Here is an 18268-nt window from a genome sequence, read left to right as displayed (position 1 = left end):
TTGGGTGCTGGTAATCGCGCCAACAACATGAGCAGTTTTCATGCAAATGGGCGATGTGCGTAAAAACCGCGCAGCTTTGTTATGATTCCGCACCTTCTGATATTTGCCCGACCAGGTAGTTCCTATGTCCGACCGCAGCGCTCGTCTCCAAGCACTCCAGAACGCACTCAAAGAGCGCATCCTGATCCTCGACGGCGGCATGGGTACTATGATCCAAAGCTACCGTCTCGAGGAACACGACTATCGTGGCACGCGTTTCGCCGATTGGCCAAGCGATGTCAAAGGTAACAACGACCTGTTGCTGCTCAGCCGCCCGGACGTGATCGCCGCCATCGAGAAAGCCTACCTGGATGCCGGCGCCGATATTCTCGAAACCAACACCTTCAACGCCACGCAGATTTCCCAGGCCGACTACGGCATGGAGTCGCTGGTCTACGAACTGAACGTCGAAGGCGCGCGCATCGCCCGCCAGGTAGCGGATGCCAAGACCCTGGAAACCCCCGACAAACCACGCTTTGTCGCCGGCGTGCTCGGCCCTACCAGCCGCACCTGCTCGATTTCCCCGGACGTCAACGACCCTGGCTACCGCAACGTCACCTTCGATGAGCTGGTCGAAAACTACATCGAGGCCACCCGCGGCCTGATCGAGGGCGGCGCCGACCTGATCCTGATCGAAACCATCTTCGACACCCTCAACGCCAAGGCGGCGATCTTCGCCGTGCAGCAAGTGTTCGAGGACGACAACGTCGAACTGCCGATCATGATCTCCGGCACCATCACCGACGCCTCCGGCCGTACCCTGTCCGGCCAGACCACCGAAGCGTTCTGGAACTCGGTGCGTCACGCCAAGCCGATTTCCGTGGGCCTGAACTGCGCCCTTGGCGCCAAGGACCTGCGCCCGTACCTGGAAGAGCTGGCGACCAAAGCCGACACCCATGTTTCGGCCCACCCCAACGCCGGCCTGCCGAACGCCTTCGGTGAATACGACGAGACCCCGGCGGAAATGGCTGCGGTGGTCGAGGAGTTCGCCGCCAGCGGCTTCCTGAACATCATCGGCGGCTGCTGTGGTACCACCCCAGGCCACATCCAGGCCATTGCCGAAGCCGTGGCCAAGTACAAGCCGCGTGAGATCCCGGAAATCGCCAAGGCCTGCCGCCTGTCGGGCCTGGAGCCGTTCACCATCGACCGCCAGTCGCTGTTCGTCAACGTCGGCGAGCGCACCAACATCACCGGCTCCGCCAAGTTCGCCCGGCTGATCCGTGAAGAAAACTACACCGAAGCGCTTGAAGTCGCCCTGCAGCAGGTCGAGGCCGGCGCCCAGGTGATCGACATCAACATGGACGAAGGGATGCTCGACTCCCAGGCCGCCATGGTCCGCTTCCTCAACCTGATCGCCGGTGAGCCGGACATTTCCCGCGTGCCGATCATGATCGACTCGTCCAAGTGGGACGTGATCGAGGCGGGCCTCAAGTGCATCCAGGGCAAGGGCATCGTCAACTCCATTTCCATGAAGGAAGGCGTCGAGCAGTTCAAGCATCACGCCCGCCTGTGCAAGCGCTACGGCGCTGCCGTGGTGGTGATGGCCTTCGACGAGGTCGGCCAGGCCGACACCGCCGCGCGCAAGAAGGAAATCTGCCAGCGCAGCTATGACATTCTGGTCAATGAAGTGGGCTTCCCACCGGAAGACATCATCTTCGACCCGAACATCTTCGCCGTCGCCACCGGTATCGAAGAGCACAACAACTACGCCGTCGATTTCATCGAGGCCTGTGCCTACATCCGCGATCACCTGCCCCATGCGCTGAGTTCGGGCGGTGTGTCCAACGTGTCGTTCTCGTTCCGTGGCAACAACCCGGTGCGTGAAGCGATCCACTCGGTGTTCCTGTACCACGCGATCCAGAACGGCCTGACCATGGGTATCGTCAACGCCGGCCAGCTGGAAATCTACGACGAGATCCCGGCGGCACTGCGCGAAAAAGTCGAGGACGTGGTACTCAACCGCACCCCGCACGGCACCGACGCCCTGCTGGCGATCGCTGACGACTACCGAGGCGGCGGCGCCACCAAGGAAGTGGAAAACGAAGAATGGCGCTCGCTGCCGGTGGAAAAACGCCTGGAGCACGCGCTGGTCAAGGGCATCACCGCGTTCATCGTCGAAGACACCGAAGAATGCCGTCAGCAGTGCGCACGCCCGATCGAAGTGATCGAAGGCCCACTGATGAACGGCATGAACGTGGTCGGCGACCTGTTCGGCGCGGGCAAAATGTTCCTGCCCCAGGTGGTCAAGTCGGCCCGCGTGATGAAGCAGGCCGTGGCGCACCTGATCCCGTTCATCGAGGCCGAAAAAGGCGACAAGCCGGAAGCCAAGGGCAAGATCCTGATGGCCACGGTCAAAGGCGATGTGCATGACATCGGCAAGAATATCGTTGGCGTGGTACTGGGCTGCAACGGCTACGACATCGTCGACCTTGGCGTGATGGTGCCAGCCGAAAAAATCCTGCAAACCGCTCGCGAACAGAAGTGCGACATCATCGGTTTGTCCGGCCTGATCACCCCGTCGCTGGACGAGATGGTGCACGTTGCCCGCGAAATGCAGCGCCAGGGCTTCGAGCTGCCACTGATGATCGGTGGTGCCACCACCTCCAAGGCGCACACTGCAGTCAAGATCGAGCCCAAGTACAGCAATGATGCCGTGGTCTATGTCACCGACGCCTCGCGCGCGGTGGGCGTGGCGACCCAACTGCTGTCCAAGGAACTCAAGCCGGGCTTCGTCGAGAAAACCCGCCAGGAATACGTGGAAGTACGCGAGCGCACCGCCAACCGCAGCGCCCGCACCGAGCGCCTGAGCTACAGCCAGGCCATCGCTGCCAAGCCGCAATACGACTGGGCCGGCTACCAGCCAGCAGTGCCCTCCTTCACCGGCGTCAAGGTGCTGGAAGACATCGACCTGCGTACCCTGGCCGAATACATCGACTGGACCCCGTTCTTCATCTCCTGGGACCTGGCCGGCAAGTTCCCGCGCATCCTCACCGACGAAGTGGTCGGCGAGGCGGCCACGGCGCTGTACAAGGATGCCCGCGAGATGCTCGACAAGCTGATCGACGAGAAGCTGATCAGCGCCCGCGCCGTGTTCGGGTTCTGGCCAGCCAACCAGGTGGCCGATGACGACATCGAGGTGTACGGCGAGGACGGCCAACCGTTGGCCACCCTGCACCACCTGCGCCAGCAAACCATCAAACCGGATGGCAAGCCCAACTGGTCGCTGGCCGACTTCGTCGCGCCAAAAACCAGCGGCGTCACCGACTATGTAGGCGGGTTCATCACCACCGCCGGCATCGGTGCCGAGGAAGTGGCCAAGGCTTACCAGGACAAAGGCGACGACTACAGCTCGATCATGGTCAAGGCCTTGGCCGACCGCCTGGCCGAAGCCTGCGCCGAGTGGCTGCACGAGCAGGTGCGTAAAGAGCACTGGGGCTATGCCCGCGACGAGCACCTGGACAACGAGGCGCTGATCAAGGAGCAGTACAGCGGTATTCGCCCGGCCCCGGGCTACCCGGCCTGCCCCGACCACACCGAGAAGGAAACCCTGTTCCGCCTGCTCGATGGCACCGCCATCGGCGAAACCGGGCCAAGCGGCGTGTTCCTGACCGAGCACTTCGCGATGTTCCCGGCGGCGGCGGTCAGCGGCTGGTACTTTGCCCACCCGCAAGCGCAGTACTTTGCCGTGGGCAAGGTCGACAAGGACCAGATCGAAAACTACAGCGCGCGTAAAGGCCAGGATGTGAGCGTGAGCGAGCGCTGGTTGGCGCCTAACCTCGGGTACGACAGCTAAGACCGCGCTGGCTTCTTCGCGGGTAAACCCGCGAAGAAGCCAGTCCAGGCAACCGCCTTTTCATTGCCTACACTGTCCTTGATTGCCTCTGATTTCTCAGGAGCCACCATGGACGATTCCAGCCAGGGCAAACCGCCTACCTTCTGGCAGATGCTGCACAGCATCCTCGCCGCTGCCTTCGGCGTACAAAGCGGCAAGAACCGCGCCCGCGACTTTACCCACGGCAAAGCCAGCCATTTCATCGCACTGGGGACGCTGTTCACCCTGGTGTTCATTGCCGTCTTGATCGGCCTGGTGCAACTGGCCCTGCACCTTACCGCCCGCTAGAAATGAAAACGCCTGCGGGATTCCCTCCCGCAGGCGCTCTGACGGCTTCACGGTCTTGAGAACAGGTCTACTGGTGGCTGACCCAATACACGGCAGTGACCACCACCAACACGATCAGGCAAAGGATCGCCCAGGCATCGACGCTGCTGTCAGCTTTGCGGACCTTGGTTGAGTTTCCCATTGCATTGCCTCTTGTAGTGGTTATGGGAATGCACTTCACCACCAGCAGTTAAGACGAGCAATGCCCTTTCCTCAAGCAAGGTCTTTCAATATTCGACCGGTGCCGTCAGAAACGGGTACTGGTAGCCAGACGGCCGCCCTTCGGCACTGTAACGCTGGAAATCGACACCGTAGTCGTCCCGTTCCAGCAGTTTCAGCCAACGCCTGGCCTTGGCCTGGTCGATCACCTGCAGCACCGGGGCACTGTGCTCGCGCAGGCCATCGCGGTTCAGCGCCAGCCCGTGTGCGTCGTCGTGCAGCATCACCATGGCCCAGCCACCCAGGGTAAAGTGCCCCCCCATCAACACACTCAGGCGACCGTCGATACGCGCGCGCAAGGCCTCGGGCGAGCTGTTGACGGCGCTGAACAGCACATCACGCCCAGGCTTGCGCCCTGCCGCTTCGAACGCCTGCATGGCGCCAAAGGCCATTTCGTCATTGGCCGACCACACCAGGCGCGTGGCCGGGTAGCGCTCCAGCAACTGCTGCGCCTGCTCGTAGGCGCGCTGGCGGCTCCAGCCGCCATACACCACCTGGCGCAGGCGCACCTGAGGGAAGTCGGCCAGCGCACGGCGCATGCCTTCCTCGCGCAACTGCGAGGCCGGGGTGGTCTTGAGCCCGGCAAAAGCCACGAGGTCCACCGCCCCGACGTCGCGCGGCAGTTGCGCGACCATCTGGTGTAACATCTGGAAGCCCGCCTGCTCGTCGTTGCTCGTCAAAGTGCCCAGCGGCTCGGCATACTTGTCGGGCTGGGCCTGAATACTGCGAACCTGGCTGGCCGTCAGGCCGTTGTTGACCAACAGCAGCTTCACGCCCGTGCCACGCGACAGGCGCAGCACTTCGGGCGCAACGTACTGCTCGTTGACCAGCACCAGGTAATCCGGCCGCTGCGCCCCACTCATGATCGCCCGGGCCTGGGTCAGGGCCAAGTCGGCGCGGCGTTCGCTGTATTCCACCCGCAGGGTCATGCCCAGCTCATCCGCGGCGGCCTGCATGAAGCGGGTATAGCTGGTCCAGAACGTCTCGGTGGACAGCCCAGGGTTGAGGAAAACCACCGATGGCTGCGCACTTGCCGCCAGCGGCAGGGCCAGAAACAAGCTTTGGCACAGGGCCTTGAGCATGGGGTCAAATCTCTGCGAAGCAAACCCTGGATTATAAACGCCCTGCCTCACCCGAGGCACAAATGGCAGTCAGTCTCACATAGTCCATTTGGTTCTTTTCATATGCTAAAACATCACTTTAGCGCATAACCGCAACCTGATATCGTTCCCCGGCTCCGTACCGGAGTGCGCGGCCGTGCGCGCGAATAGCTGCATGCCTGAGACAGGACTTTTATGTACGTATACGACGAGTACGATCAGCGGATCATCGAGGACCGCGTCAAGCAGTTCCGTGATCAGACCCGCCGCTACCTGGCCGGTGAGCTGAGCGAAGAAGAATTCCGCCCTCTGCGCCTGCAGAACGGCCTTTACATCCAACGTTTCGCGCCGATGCTGCGTGTCGCCGTGCCGTACGGCCAGCTGAACGCCACCCAGGTCCGCACCCTGGCCAAGATCGCTCGCGACTACGACAAGGGCTATGCCCACATTTCCACCCGCCAGAACGTGCAGTTCAACTGGCCGGCGCTGGAAGACATCCCGGACATCCTCGCCGAGCTGGCCACCGTGCAGATGCACGCGATCCAGACCAGCGGCAACTGCCTGCGCAACACCACCACCGACCAGTTCGCCGGTGTGGCCGCAGACGAAATCATCGACCCGCGCCCGTGGTGCGAGATCGTCCGTCAGTGGACCACCTTCCACCCGGAATTCGCTTACCTGCCGCGCAAGTTCAAAATCGCCATCAACGGCTCGCAAGAAGACCGCGCCGCCATCGAAGTGCACGACATCGGCCTGGAGCCGGTGCGCAACGCTGCCGGCGAGCTGGGCTTCCGTGTGCTGGTCGGCGGTGGCCTGGGCCGTACCCCGGTGGTCGGCTCGTTCATCAACGAATTCCTGCCGTGGCAAGACCTGATCAGCTACCTGGACGCCATCCTGCGCGTGTACAACCGTTACGGTCGCCGTGACAACAAGTACAAGGCGCGGATCAAGATCCTGGTCAAGGCCCTGACCCCGGAAGTGTTCGCCGAGAAGGTCGAGGCCGAAATGGTCCACCTGCGTGGCGGCAGCACCACCCTGACCGAAGCTGAAGTGCAGCGCGTGTCGCGCCATTTCGTCGACCCGGATTACCTGGCCCTCGAGAATTTCGACTACGCCAACCAGGACGCCGAATACCCAGGTTTCGCCCGCTGGCGCTCGCGCAACACCCGCGCCCACAAGCGCCCTGGCTACGTGGCCGTGACCCTGTCGCTCAAGCCGACCGGCGTTGCCCCGGGCGACCTGACCGACAAGCAGTTGGACGCCGTGGCCGACCTGGCCGAGCGCTACAGCTTTGGCTTCTTGCGCACCTCGCACGAGCAGAACATCATCCTCGCCGACGTCGAGCAGCGCCAGCTGCACGCGCTCTGGCTGGAGCTGCGCGAAGGCGGCTTCGCCACGCCGAACATCGGCCTGCTGACCGACATCATCTGCTGCCCGGGCGGTGACTACTGCTCGCTGGCCAACGCCAAGTCGATCCCGATTGCCGAATCCATCCAGCGCCGTTTCGACGACCTGGACTACCTGTTCGACATCGGTGAAATCGACCTCAACATTTCTGGCTGCATGAACGCCTGCGGCCACCACCACGTGGGCCACATCGGCATCCTCGGCGTGGACAAGAAGGGTGAGGAGTTCTACCAGGTGTCGCTGGGCGGCAACGCCGCGCGTGGCGCGAGCCTGGGCAAGATCCTCGGCCCGTCCTTCGCCCAGGATGACATGGCCGATGTGATCGAGAAGCTGATCGCCGTGTATGTCGAGCAACGCACCGAGGAAGAGCGTTTCATCGACACCTACCAGCGTATCGGCATCGACCCCTTCAAGGAACGCGTCTATGCAGCGAATCATTAAGAACAACCAGATCGTCGACGAAACCTGGCACCTGTTGCCCAAGGAAACGTCCTTTGACGAGCTGACCAACTGCGACGACTACATCGTCCCGCTGCAGATGTGGCGCGACCATGCCCATGTGCTCAAAGCCCGCGACGGCGGCCTGGGTGTGTGGCTGGACAGCGACCAGGAGGCAGAAGAAATCGGCGAAGACGTGCAGCACTTCCAGGTCATCGCCCTGAACTTCCCGGCGTTCACAGACGGGCGCAGCTACTCCAATGCGCGCCTGCTGCGTGACCGCTACAAGTTCAAGGGCGAACTGCGCGCCATCGGTGACGTGCTGCGTGACCAGCTGTTCTTCATGGCCCGCTGCGGTTTCGATGCATTCGCCATCCGTGCCGACAAGAACCCGGAAGACGCGCTGCAAAGCCTGAAGGACTTCTCGGTGACCTACCAGGCCGCCACCGACGAGCCGCTGCCGCTGTTCCGCCGCCGCTGATGCACCGCAAGCCATGGCCCACCCAGGCCATGGCTTGGCTCATTACCCTCTGCGTGAGGGTGGTTTTCTGATTGCGGTCACCTCCCCCTCCTCTTCTTCCCTGACCCATTGCAATTGCAAGCGTGCCAAGGCATCGCGTACACGAGCCATGACCTGCTCGCTCAAGTGATTGTCTTCGAGATTGACGGTATGGGGGTTGGCCTCCACCCAACGCAGGGCATCCTCGTCCAAGGCAGTGATGCGATTGCCTCGCAAGTCCACGCTCAAGTCTGGGTGACCTTGCATTAACTGAAGCGGGAACGCCCTCAGGCCGGTAGCACGCAACGACAAATACCGCAGGTGGACGTTGTAGCGCAGCAGTGGCGCACTGACGAGTGGATTGCCCTCAAGGTTGAGCACCTCCAGCCTGGAAAACCACTCCAGTCGCGACTCGCTGACGGCATCAAGAACGATGGTGTTATCGTGCAAGTACAACTGAGTGAGCCTTGCCAGACCATTCAGGTTTTCCGGCACTACGCTCAACCGGTTGCCACCGAGATTTAGAATGTTCAGCCGCGCCAGGTTGCCTATAGTGCGTGGCAAGCCTGTCAACAAGTTACCGCTCAACTGCAAGTTCTCTAGCGCTGGCAGCGCACCCAGCTGTTCCGGCAGCTCACTCAACTGGTTGAAGGCCAGGTCCAGGCTCGTCAGATTCGTCAAACGCTCAATGCCAGCGGGCAATGCCTCCAGCCTGCAGCCGCTGAGGTCCAACTCGACCAACTGCCCCAGGTTTTCCAGGCCTGTCACCGTATCAAGCAGGTTACCCCCCAGGTTCAAGCTGCGCAGTTGAGGCAAATGCTCAAGCCCTTCCAGGCGTGAAATTCTGCTACCCGACAGGTTCAACACCTCCAGATTGGGAAAGCGCCGCAAAAAATCACCTGCAATGGCCGTGACCTGCTGGTTGCGTAGCGACAACGTACGCAGCCTGTCAAAACGAATGCCCACCGGCAGCTCCGGCAACGTGCTGACCGACAACCCTTCGATGGTGGGATTGAAGCCTGGGCCTTCAGCGCGAAAGCCCGAATACCAAGCCTGGCGCAGTGTTTGCGCCACGGCAGAGCGAGCATGATATTCCGCATCGGTCGGCAGACCTCGCCAAGTATCCAGGCTTTGCTCCAACTGCCTCGACAGCCGGGTAAACGCTCGAAGGCCAGGCCCATGAGAGGGCTCAAAGCGGAACCACGCCCAGGCATTGCCACGCGCCAGTTTCAGCGTCAGCGCCCTCTCCGATGCCTGGCGTTGGGCGCCGATCCGGTTCACAGCATCCATGGGCACATGCACCTCACCGGGTGAGGGCTCCAACGCACCTAACTGCGGAGCGTACTCGTGGCGTATTTCGGCAAATTCATCGGCGTACGCGACACGCACATAGTCCTGCCAGAAGGATTGCCGCGACAGGAACTGGCTCAGCGCTTCAGCCGTTTCGGCCTCGTGCACCGCTGCTTCGGCTTCCGATAGCAGCTCAGGTGTGACGCTGGTTACATGCTGGAGGTTCAGGTAGGTGGGTTGCCCATAAATACCCAAAGCATCTGCCAGGCCCACTCTGAAGGCGAGGTAAACGTCATTTGTACGGGCTTCGCCGGGCGGCAGACGCAGACGCTCGATATGCTGCGCGGCAAAACGATTGACTTGCTCCAGCCGGAACAGCTCCCGCGACAGGTCTCGCAACGCGCGCTCCACCCGTCTCCCTCTCACGCCTTCGGTACGCAGCTCGACCTGCAGCCTCACCAACAGTACATCGAGGTCGGCACGCCCGCGCGGCATTGCCGCCTGACGGAACACAGCACTGCGGACAACCGAATTGTGCCACATGGTTTCAAGCAACTCGCCCACACGCCGGCGGGCCTCTGCCGGTTGGCGCGTGAACTGCTCAGCCGCCCGCACCGCTTCCAGATAGGCAAAAAAGTCTTCACTGCCCCGTTCGGCACGCAACGCTTGCCACGCCTCCCTGCGCCGGGCCGCTTCCTGCCCGCTCAAGCCAACCAGCCAAGGGTCCGACTCATGCGCAGCTGGTTGTGCGGGCAATGGTTGTGAAGGGGGGAGCCAAACACGTTCGTCCACCCGTTCCAATATGACAGGAGGCAGCGGGTTGTCTTGCAGACGCACCCTGTCGGGATAAGCGTTCAGAAGGGCCAACTGAGCTTCGTCAATGGTACCGATACGGTTACCACGCAAGTCGATCTGCTCCAACGCGACTTGCTGCAGCAGATGCAAAGGGACCGTGCGCAGCCGGTTACCACGTAAGTGCAAACGTCGAAGGGCAGTGGACAGGTTCACCCTTGGCTCAACCTCAAGCGCGTTGAAATCAAGGTCCAGCGTGGTCAGATGGCTCAAACCAGCCAGCTGCCGATTGCCCGGTTCGGTTATCACGATCCGGTTATGCGCCAGTCGTAACGTCTCCAGCCAAGGCGTGTGTTCCAGTGTTGGCAGTTCGGTCAACCGGTTCCCCGTCAGGTCAAGCCTGGTCACGCTGGGGAAACGGGACAGAAAGCGCTCATCGACGCGGGCCAGCTCCAGGTTTGTCAGCGTGAGCGTGGTCACATGGTCAAAACTGACGGTATCTGGCAAATCCGGCAATGAGCCCAGCCGTGAGTTTTCCAGAATCAACGCGAAGTTGCCGGCCTCGTCGCGAATACTGCGCCGCCAGGCATTTCGGATTCGCCGTGCCATGCGGGCCCGCCTGAGCAGTTGCAAAGGGCCGGATGACTGACGTCGCCATCGGCTCAAAGCCAGGTCAAGTGCACGCAGCTGCCCACTGAGGCGCAGATGATAGTTCCAGGCCGTCAACCCAAGGCTTCTCGCCCTGTCGATGAGGTCTTCAAATGCGTGATCATCCAGGTCTGGAAACAGCCGCTGCATACCTCGGCGCAATGCACGAAGGCTGCTCTCCCCCCGTCCGCTCAACGGGTATCCCACGCGCCCGTCTCCCAGCCTGACTGGAGGCCTGAAACCAGGGGTGATTGGCGCCATACCAAGCACATCGGCCACCCGTTCACGCCGCTGGCTTGCCCAGAGTGACAACGCATCCACCAACGCCTGCGGGCTGTCGGCGGCCTCGCCCAACTGCTTGCGCTGCCAAGGGTCCAGCAGCTGTATCAGCGCTTCGAACAGGCTGCATGGCGACGAAGGGGGCGACAAAGGGTCACCGGCGCGCGCTATTACTTCATAACCGTCGGCGGTACGCACCAGCGTACGGAGCTCGTCGGAGGTTTCAGCGCCGACACAGGCCATTCTTTCGCCTTGCGCCGATGCAAGCCGCACTTCAACCCGGGTGCCTCGCCAAGGCGCCTCATCGCCGACCAGGCTCAACGCCAACTGCTCGGTATCGCGGTTGATGGCTGCGGCCTGGCGCAGCCCGGCACAGGCACGATCCAGTCGCGCATCGTGCAGTTGCCAACGCGCCTGTTCGGCCAAGGCCAGGGGAACACGCTGGCGTATCTGCAATTGTTCAACCTGGTCCTCGCTGGCATGCTCGATGATTTCGCGCGCCCCCCTGATTGAAAGCCCTGGGAAGTCTCTGCGCAACACGGCCTGTTCTGGGGTAGCGACGCCTTGTTGGGCCTGTAGATGCTCCTCGAAGCGATCGCCGCGTAGCCATGGCTCTTGCGTATGCACACGATGCCGCTCAGCTGCATCGAGCAGCCGTGCCGGAGGCGGCGCGTGATCGAGGTGCAAACGCCTCAGATGGTCTTCATTCAGGCCAGTGGCGAGTAGCACATCGTTGGCCGCTTCAGCATCCAGCTGCGACAGATCGCTGGCGAGGTCTTGCAGCAAATGCACGCGCCCCTGCCACTCATGAGGGCTTTCGAGCTCGTGGCGCCAAGCGCCGGCGCCGTTGCCTTCAAGCATCGGCGCATAGGCACTGGCACGCTGCGGATGACGGATTCGCCGTTGTTGCGATTGCGCCTCAAGGTAGGTTTCAAAGCTGCCGACTGGCGTGCGCACCCGCTCCCCCGGCCCGCCCAAAGGTAGCGCTCCCGTGCTGCCCACAGGCTCAATCTCATAGCCGGGTAACGCCGGGTCGCACAATTTCAACCTGTGCTCGTCGTACCGTACCGGCACTAGCTCATCGACCTGCGCTGCCCTGGCCAGCCGCTGTGCTGCCAGCCCAGCGCCCACATTGGCGCCCGTCATGATCACCGTTTCGGCAACCGAATAAAGGTGCTCCAGCGCCGCCTGTCGATCACCCAGTCGCCAATCGGCATAGCCCTCGTATACTTCGTCGGCTACCTGCAACGCGGTGATGCCCAACAACGGCAGCGCCAACGCGGGAAGCCCGAAGCTCGCCAGGCCCAGTAGGTCCAGCGCACTTTCGAGATAGAAGTGCAAGCGCCGGTCACGCACCTGTGCATCCACATCGGCGGTAGGCACCGCCAGGACCCTGGCATTGTCCAACAAGTTATCGATCTGCTGCTTGCGCAGGTATTCGAACAATGGCTGCCCGATCACTTCGTGGCGCCCATCGAGACGAACCGGCACATTTTCATCGCCTTGCTTCAACGCCTCACCCAGCGCACGGCTGTAAGCCTCACGATCCCGTTCGCTGATGAAGCGCTGGAAAAAATCGACATAGCCAGGCAAACGAAACTGCTTGCCCATCGTCAGGAACAGTTGGTCCCATGTGGAGTACCAGGTAAGCGCACCATGGGGATCGTCAGGCACCCAGCACAGAAGCCCTCTCTGCGCACTGTCGGATGCTGCAACGTCGAATACCACCACCCCGCGTGCGAGCTTGCCGAATACACGCAGCGCATGAGGCTGCAAACCTGTACCTGTCGAGGGTTTGCCAGCTACCTGCGAGGCCAGCGGGATGCACTGATCAAAGCCATGCCTGGAAATTTCGCCGTTGTACAGTGAGAGACGCAGTGCCGCCTCCAGAGCAGCCCGATAGCCCTCCTGCAAAAGGGCCTCCAGCTGCCTCCCAGGCTCTCCGCCTGGCATCAACCGGGTATTCAGATAAGCCTGGTACTGCCCACCCAGGTCGAGGGTTCGGCACAACGTGTAAAATGCCTTTGGCGAAAGACTTGCGTCCTGGCCATTCGAGTCCTGCACGACAGTGCCTTGCAAAATAGCACTGGCAAATGTTTCCCCCTCGGTAAAATTATGCAGCGCAGCAGCCAGAAGGCTCTGCTGATGGACATGCTCTTTCACCCCATCTGGAAGGGTCGCAATGTGTGATGGGAAACGCTGCAATGTACGTCGGCGCAGCATCGCCTTGCGAACATCCAACGTCAAACCATGCCGGGTGTACAACGCCTGCTGCAACAATGGGGCGGCAAATGCATCCAGAGGCAGGATACTTGCCAACCACTCATGCAACTGGTGTTGAACGTGCTGCTGCCATTGCTGGCTCGCATGCAGTGAGTACAAGGTATTCAGCGATGCCCCGGTCAGCCAGGACGGTAAACGGCTGGCAATCAGGGCATCGGTCGAGCCATCGGTAAAGGGTGGCGGGTGCATCGCGGTCTCCGGGCAAGAAAACCGCATTGCATCAGGCCCGACGTGGCCACGGTGGTATCTATGGCAATCCCTTGGCGCCCTGAACATGAGTCCCGGGGCGACTGTTGACTTCAAAGCAAAAGATCTTGCCGCCACACTGCATTAATCGTTACGCGCAAAACCTGCACACTGGCTTCACTGACGCAGGCCGCACGCCTGGGTCCACCCTGATCTGCCAAGGAGCATTTTCATGAGCATCCCATCTTTTGGTCTGGGCACCTTCCGCCTCACCGGGCAAGCCGTTATCGATTCGGTCAAGTCGGCCCTGGCGCTGGGCTACCGCGTCATCGACACCGCGCAAATCTACAAGAACGAAGCTGACGTTGGCCAGGCGATCGCCGAAAGCGATGTGCCGCGCAGCGAGCTGTTCATCACCACCAAGATCTGGGTGGACAACTACACCGCCGACAAGCTCATCCCCAGCCTGCGCGACAGCCTGAGCAAACTGCGTACCGACTATGTCGACCTCTTGCTGATCCACTGGCCAGCGCCGGGCAACGGGGTGGAACTGCGCGAATACATGACCGCGCTGGCCGAAGCGAAAAAGCTGGGCCTGACACGCCAGATCGGTGTATCCAATTTCAACATCGAGCTGACCCGCCAGGCCATCGAAGTCGTCGGCAAAGGCGAAATCGCGACCAACCAGATCGAACTCAGCCCTTACCTGCAAAACGGCAAGCTGACCGCGTTCCTGAAGGAACAGGGCATCACCGTCACCTCCTATATGACCCTGGCCTACGGCAAGGTGCTGAAGGACCCGGTACTCGCCGAGATTGCCGCGAAGCACAAGGCTACTGTCGCCCAGGTTGCCCTGGCCTGGGCCTTGCAGTTGGGCTATGCGGTCATCCCGTCGTCGACCAAGCGTGAAAACCTGGCCAGCAACCTGCTTGCCCGTGACCTGAAGCTGGACGCAGACGACATGGCACGCATCGCCACGCTCGAACGCAATGGCCGCGAAGTCAGCCCAGACGGCCTGGCACCGGCCTGGGACTGACAGGGGTACGCCCTTGTGCAGGGGTTACATAAGGGCCGCACCTGGGCACGACACCTCAGCACTATTCCACGGACCGCAATTATGAAGTGCCCGGCACATCCATTCTCTGTCCAGGCAGCGGCAGCTAACCTGCTACAAGCCAAACGACCCGAGGAGTACACCGATGTCCCGCCCACCCCTTCCTCCCTTCACCCGCGAAAGTGCCATCGAAAAAGTCCGGCTGGCCGAAGATGGCTGGAACGGCCGTGACCCTGCCAAGGTTGCGCTCGCCTACACCCCGGACACGGTCTGGCGCAACCGCGTCGAGTTCCCCCGTGGCCGTGCCGAGGTCGAAGCGTTTCTGACCCGTAAATGGCACCACGAACTGGAATACCGCCTGATCAAGGAACTGTGGGCCTTCACCGGCAACCGCATTGCCGTGCGCTACGCCTACGAATACCACGACGACAGCGGCCAGTGGTTCCGCGCCTACGGCAACGAGAACTGGGAGTTTGCCGACGACGGACTGATGCACAACCGTCATTCGAGCATCAACGAACACCCCATCAGCGAGGCCGAGCGCAAGTTCCACTGGCCGCTGGGCCGGCGCCCGGACGATCACCCCGGGCTCAGCGAACTGGGGCTTTGATCAACCCACTGGCAGCGTGACTTTGGCTTGCAAACCGCCGTCGAGGCGGTTGCTCAATGTCAGGCTGCCACCTTGTTCCAGCACGATGGCCCGTGCGGCGGGCAGGCCCAGCCCCACACCGCCAGTGTCGCGGTTGCGTGAGCCTTCAATACGGTAAAACGGCACGAATACTTGCTCCTGCAGTTCCGGCGCGATACCCGGCCCGCGATCCTGCACGGTAATTTCTATCTGCCTGGCAGTTACCGCCAACACCACCGTTGGTTCGCAACCGTACTTCGCGGCATTGTCGATCAGGTTGACCAACACCCGCTTGATGCCCACGGGCCGCCCGGTGTAAACACAGCGGCGCGGCCCGCTGAGGCCAACCTCCACGCCCGCATCCTTGAAGTCGTCCACCACGGTCAGCAGCAGCTCGCCCAGGTCGAACACGGTGGTGGGTTCAAGCCGCGCGTCATCACGGAAAAACGCCAGCGCGGCATCGACCATCGCCTGCATCTCGTCAACGTCCTGAAACAACTTGGCCTGCAACTGGGCATCGTCGATGAACTCGGCGCGCAAGCGCATGCGCGTCAGTGGTGCGCGCAGGTCGTGGGAGATGGCCGCGAGCATCTGCGTGCGGTCGTTCAGGTAATGCTTGAGCTGAGCCTGGGTGGCATTGAAGGCCTGGATGGCCTGGCGCAGGTCGTGCGGGCCGACCACCGGGATGGGGGGCGCGTTGAAGTCCTTGCCAAAGCGCCGCGCACCTTCGGCAAAGCGCTCCAGGGGCTTGGCCAAGTAGCGTGTGGCCAACAACGCGACAGCAAGGCTGGAAGCCAGCATCAAGGCGAGGATGATCAGGTTACGCGGCAGTTCATCCAGGCCCCAGCTACGGCTGGTAGCGCGAAACAGCACCCAGGACTTGTCGCTCAGCTCGATCATCAGGGCATAGCCGCGTTCAGGGGCGTATTCCGGCATGTCGGAAGGCTCGAATGCCTCGACCCTGGCATCCGGGCGCTTGAGCAAGGCACGCAGGATAGGCGTGCCCTGGCGGTACTCGGCATCGACCAACATGGGCACACCGGCTTCGTCATGGCGCTGCAACCAGCGTACCGAATAGGTGCCGTCACCCGCCGCGCCCGCAATGTTGCTGCGTTGCAACACAGGCGCCGCATCGAGGATGCGGGTCACCGCTGCCACTTTCTCGATCACCCCGCTTTCCAGCAGCGGTGGTTGCGCCCACACACTCAACAGCAGGCTGAACAGCCCCTTGAGCAGCAACAGGAACAGCATCGCCGTCAAAGTGGTCAGCGCAATCCAGCGGGCAATGGTGATTCTTGGCTGCGGCAGGGCCTGTCGCAGCCGGGTGAACAGCTTCATCGCCTGGCGACCGTGGGCGTGAACAGGTAGCCGGCATTACGCAGGGTGCGAATCAACGGCTCACTGCCATTGTCAGCTTCAAGCTTGCGGCGCAACCTGCTCACCTGTACATCAACGCTGCGGTCGTAGGCGTCGTAGGCTTCGCCACGGGCCAGGTCCAGCAACTGCTGGCGGCTAAGCACCCGACGCGGATGCTCGGCAAACACCAGCAACAGCTCGAATTCACCGTTGGACAACGGGATCATGACGTTATCCGGCGAGCGCAACTCGCGCCGCACCACGTCCAGCTGCCAGCCGGCGAACTCAAGCACCGAGGGGTGGCTCGTAGCGACAACAGCGCCAGCAGCCCCCTCACCGGCCCTGCGCAACACGGCCCTGACCCGCGCCAGCAGTTCACGGGCAGCGAACGGCTTGGTCAGGTAGTCGTCTGCCCCCAGCTCCAGGCCCACCACACGGTCGCTCAGCTCGCCCATGGCGGTCAGCATGATCACTGCCACCTTGTGTTCGGCCAACAGGCGCTGGCACAGCACCAGGCCACTGTCACCGGGCAGCATCACGTCGAGGATGACCAGGTCTGGCACGCGCCGCTCGATCGCCTGCCAGAGCGCTTTGCCATCGCAGGCGACGTCTACCTCGTAGCCATGCTGGCGAAGAAACTTCTGTAACAGGTCGAGCACCTCGACATCATCGTCGACGATCAGCAAATGGCTCACGAAAAAGCACCACGAACAAGGTAACCAAGCGGTACTTTAAGGCCATCACCCTGCGGCCGTCATATATTTCAACTCGGTAACAAAGTGTCCGGGCCGAGACAATCCAGACATTACCTGGCAAGAAAAGCCGGGCAGCATCGCCGCCAGTTCTTGCCAGGAATGTGCCTATGTCCCGCTCATCATCCGTCTCCCGTTCGGCGCGCTCTGCTGCGCTGGCACTGTCGCTGCTCGCAGCCGGAGGCTGCAGCCAGCGCGCACCTGCCGCCTCGTCCTGCGGCCCTGTGGCCTATCAAGTCAGCGATCCGGCGGAACCCGCCAACCGCGCAGTATTTGCCTTCAACCGCACGGTCGATGACTACCTGCTGACCCCCATCGCCCGCGGCTACACCGCGCTGCCTGGTTTTGCCCGGCAGGGCGTGCACAACTTTGCCAACAACTTCGGCGAGCCCAAGGTGTTCGTCAACGACCTGCTGCAGGGCAACGGCGAACGGGCCATGACCAGCCTTTCACGCTTCATCTTCAACACCACCCTGGGTGTGGCGGGCCTGGTCGATGTGTCCGGGAAGATGGGGCTGAGCCAACACCGCTCAGACTTTGGCCAGACTTTCGGCGTCTGGGGCATCGCCAATGGCCCCATCGTCGAGCTGCCATTACTGGGTACGCACAACGTGCGCGACGCTACCGGCAAGGTATTGAGCATGGCCGTGGACCCGTTCGGCGATAACAGCGACACGGTTGCCACCCTCACGACCGTGGCCACTGCCGGGCACATCGTGGATGGGCGCGCCGCCACCCTGCCGTTGACCGATCTGCTGCACACCTGGCCCGATTACTACCTGGCAATGCGCGACTACACCGCCCAGCAGCGCAGCAACCTGGTGGCAGAAGGCAAGGCAGGCAAACCTGGAACATGGCAAGCCCATTGCCCGGAGGCAACCGGCCATGAATGATGCCCAGGCAGCCATGCTGCTGTTTAGGCGCCTGGAAGGTGCCGCCCGGCAACCCCTGTTGCTGCATGAACTGGAGGCGCGGCTATCGGCTGATGGCCGTAGCCTGGTCATTAGCCGGTATCGAGAGCGCTACAGCGCCGAAGGTAAGCCCTACCGACACGAGGTTCACCGCAGCATACCGATTGCGGCATTGCTGCGCTGGATGGCCAGGCACGAACGCTAAAAGGGCTTTGCGGGCACGGATGC

12 protein-coding genes are annotated in these 18268 nt (G+C 62.0%); 8 read left to right on the top strand and 4 right to left on the bottom strand.

Going from position 1 to position 18268, the window contains the following annotated elements:
• The first annotated feature begins 124 nt into the window (after positions 1-124).
• Complete coding sequence (metH, locus tag PM2_RS16710) at positions 125-3832, top strand: methionine synthase (RefSeq protein ID WP_016714704.1); 3708 nt, start codon at positions 125-127, stop codon at positions 3830-3832.
• 108 nt (positions 3833-3940) lie between these two features.
• Positions 3941-4159, top strand: coding sequence for a DUF2970 domain-containing protein (locus PM2_RS16705; RefSeq protein WP_012271636.1), 219 nt, complete (start codon positions 3941-3943; stop codon positions 4157-4159).
• Between the two features lie 266 nt (positions 4160-4425).
• Here the strand turns inward: PM2_RS16705 and PM2_RS16700 are convergent, their stop codons facing one another.
• Complete coding sequence (locus tag PM2_RS16700; protein ID WP_016714706.1) at positions 4426-5499, bottom strand: ABC transporter substrate-binding protein; 1074 nt, start codon at positions 5497-5499, stop codon at positions 4426-4428.
• A gap of 213 nt (positions 5500-5712) precedes the next feature.
• On the opposite strand from PM2_RS16700, the gene PM2_RS16695 reads away from it, so the two are divergent.
• Positions 5713-7365 (top strand): nitrite/sulfite reductase, encoded by a 1653-nt coding sequence (locus PM2_RS16695; RefSeq protein WP_016714707.1) that lies wholly within the window; start codon positions 5713-5715, stop codon positions 7363-7365.
• Positions 7349-7843 carry a DUF934 domain-containing protein gene (locus PM2_RS16690; protein ID WP_016714708.1) on the top strand — a complete coding sequence of 165 codons (495 nt, stop codon included), beginning with the start codon at positions 7349-7351 and terminating at the stop codon, positions 7841-7843. The genes PM2_RS16695 and PM2_RS16690 overlap by 17 nt, the downstream gene beginning before the upstream one ends.
• Positions 7844-7885: 42 nt before the next feature.
• Here the strand turns inward: PM2_RS16690 and PM2_RS16685 are convergent, their stop codons facing one another.
• Positions 7886-13342, bottom strand: coding sequence for a dermonecrotic toxin domain-containing protein (locus tag PM2_RS16685; protein ID WP_028699333.1), 5457 nt, complete (start codon positions 13340-13342; stop codon positions 7886-7888).
• A 229-nt stretch (positions 13343-13571) separates the two neighbouring features.
• On the opposite strand from PM2_RS16685, the gene dkgB reads away from it, so the two are divergent.
• Positions 13572-14375 (top strand): 2,5-didehydrogluconate reductase DkgB, encoded by an 804-nt coding sequence (gene dkgB / locus PM2_RS16680; protein WP_028699334.1) that lies wholly within the window; start codon positions 13572-13574, stop codon positions 14373-14375.
• A gap of 163 nt (positions 14376-14538) precedes the next feature.
• Positions 14539-15003, top strand: a complete 465-nt coding sequence (locus tag PM2_RS16675) for a nuclear transport factor 2 family protein (RefSeq protein ID WP_028699335.1) — start codon at positions 14539-14541, stop codon at positions 15001-15003.
• Here the strand turns inward: PM2_RS16675 and PM2_RS16670 are convergent, their stop codons facing one another.
• A complete protein-coding gene (locus PM2_RS16670; RefSeq protein WP_028699336.1) occupies positions 15004-16359 on the bottom strand; it encodes an ATP-binding protein in 1356 nt (451 codons plus the stop codon).
• The gene (locus PM2_RS16665; RefSeq protein WP_016714713.1) at positions 16356-17072 is read right to left on the bottom strand and encodes a response regulator; all 717 of its coding nucleotides are present in this window, start codon (positions 17070-17072) and stop codon (positions 16356-16358) included. The genes PM2_RS16670 and PM2_RS16665 overlap by 4 nt, the downstream gene beginning before the upstream one ends.
• Positions 17073-17239: 167 nt before the next feature.
• Here PM2_RS16665 and PM2_RS16660 point away from each other — a divergent pair, with 167 nt between their 5' ends.
• Both PM2_RS16660 and PM2_RS16655 read left to right on the top strand, forming a co-directional pair.
• Positions 17240-18022: an MlaA family lipoprotein gene (locus PM2_RS16660; protein WP_016714714.1), complete on the top strand. Its 783-nt coding sequence runs from the start codon at positions 17240-17242 to the stop codon at positions 18020-18022.
• Positions 18015-18245 (top strand): hypothetical protein, encoded by a 231-nt coding sequence (locus PM2_RS16655; RefSeq protein ID WP_016714715.1) that lies wholly within the window; start codon positions 18015-18017, stop codon positions 18243-18245. Before PM2_RS16660 ends, PM2_RS16655 begins: the two co-directional genes overlap by 8 nt.
• The last annotated feature ends 23 nt before the right edge of the window (positions 18246-18268 follow it).

The sequence above is a fragment of the Pseudomonas monteilii NBRC 103158 = DSM 14164 genome, assembly GCF_000730605.1.
Classification (GTDB): Bacteria; Pseudomonadota; Gammaproteobacteria; order Pseudomonadales; family Pseudomonadaceae; genus Aquipseudomonas; species Aquipseudomonas monteilii.
This window is presented reverse-complemented; position numbering and strand designations above follow the sequence as displayed.

What these genes read in the sequence shown, in the direction of transcription:
- metH (WP_016714704.1), top strand. Translation starts at nt 125, where the DNA reads ATGTCCGACCGCAGCGCTCGTCTCCAAGCACTCCAGAACGCACTCAAA.
- PM2_RS16685 (WP_028699333.1), bottom strand. Translation starts at nt 13,342, where the DNA reads ATGCACCCGCCACCCTTTACCGATGGCTCGACCGATGCCCTGATTGCC.
- PM2_RS16675 (WP_028699335.1), top strand. Translation starts at nt 14,539, where the DNA reads ATGTCCCGCCCACCCCTTCCTCCCTTCACCCGCGAAAGTGCCATCGAA.
- PM2_RS16695 (WP_016714707.1), top strand. Translation starts at nt 5,713, where the DNA reads ATGTACGTATACGACGAGTACGATCAGCGGATCATCGAGGACCGCGTC.
- PM2_RS16660 (WP_016714714.1), top strand. Translation starts at nt 17,240, where the DNA reads ATGTCCCGCTCATCATCCGTCTCCCGTTCGGCGCGCTCTGCTGCGCTG.
- dkgB (WP_028699334.1), top strand. Translation starts at nt 13,572, where the DNA reads ATGAGCATCCCATCTTTTGGTCTGGGCACCTTCCGCCTCACCGGGCAA.
- PM2_RS16690 (WP_016714708.1), top strand. Translation starts at nt 7,349, where the DNA reads ATGCAGCGAATCATTAAGAACAACCAGATCGTCGACGAAACCTGGCAC.
- PM2_RS16655 (WP_016714715.1), top strand. Translation starts at nt 18,015, where the DNA reads ATGAATGATGCCCAGGCAGCCATGCTGCTGTTTAGGCGCCTGGAAGGT.
- PM2_RS16670 (WP_028699336.1), bottom strand. Translation starts at nt 16,359, where the DNA reads ATGAAGCTGTTCACCCGGCTGCGACAGGCCCTGCCGCAGCCAAGAATC.
- PM2_RS16705 (WP_012271636.1), top strand. Translation starts at nt 3,941, where the DNA reads ATGGACGATTCCAGCCAGGGCAAACCGCCTACCTTCTGGCAGATGCTG.
- PM2_RS16700 (WP_016714706.1), bottom strand. Translation starts at nt 5,499, where the DNA reads ATGCTCAAGGCCCTGTGCCAAAGCTTGTTTCTGGCCCTGCCGCTGGCG.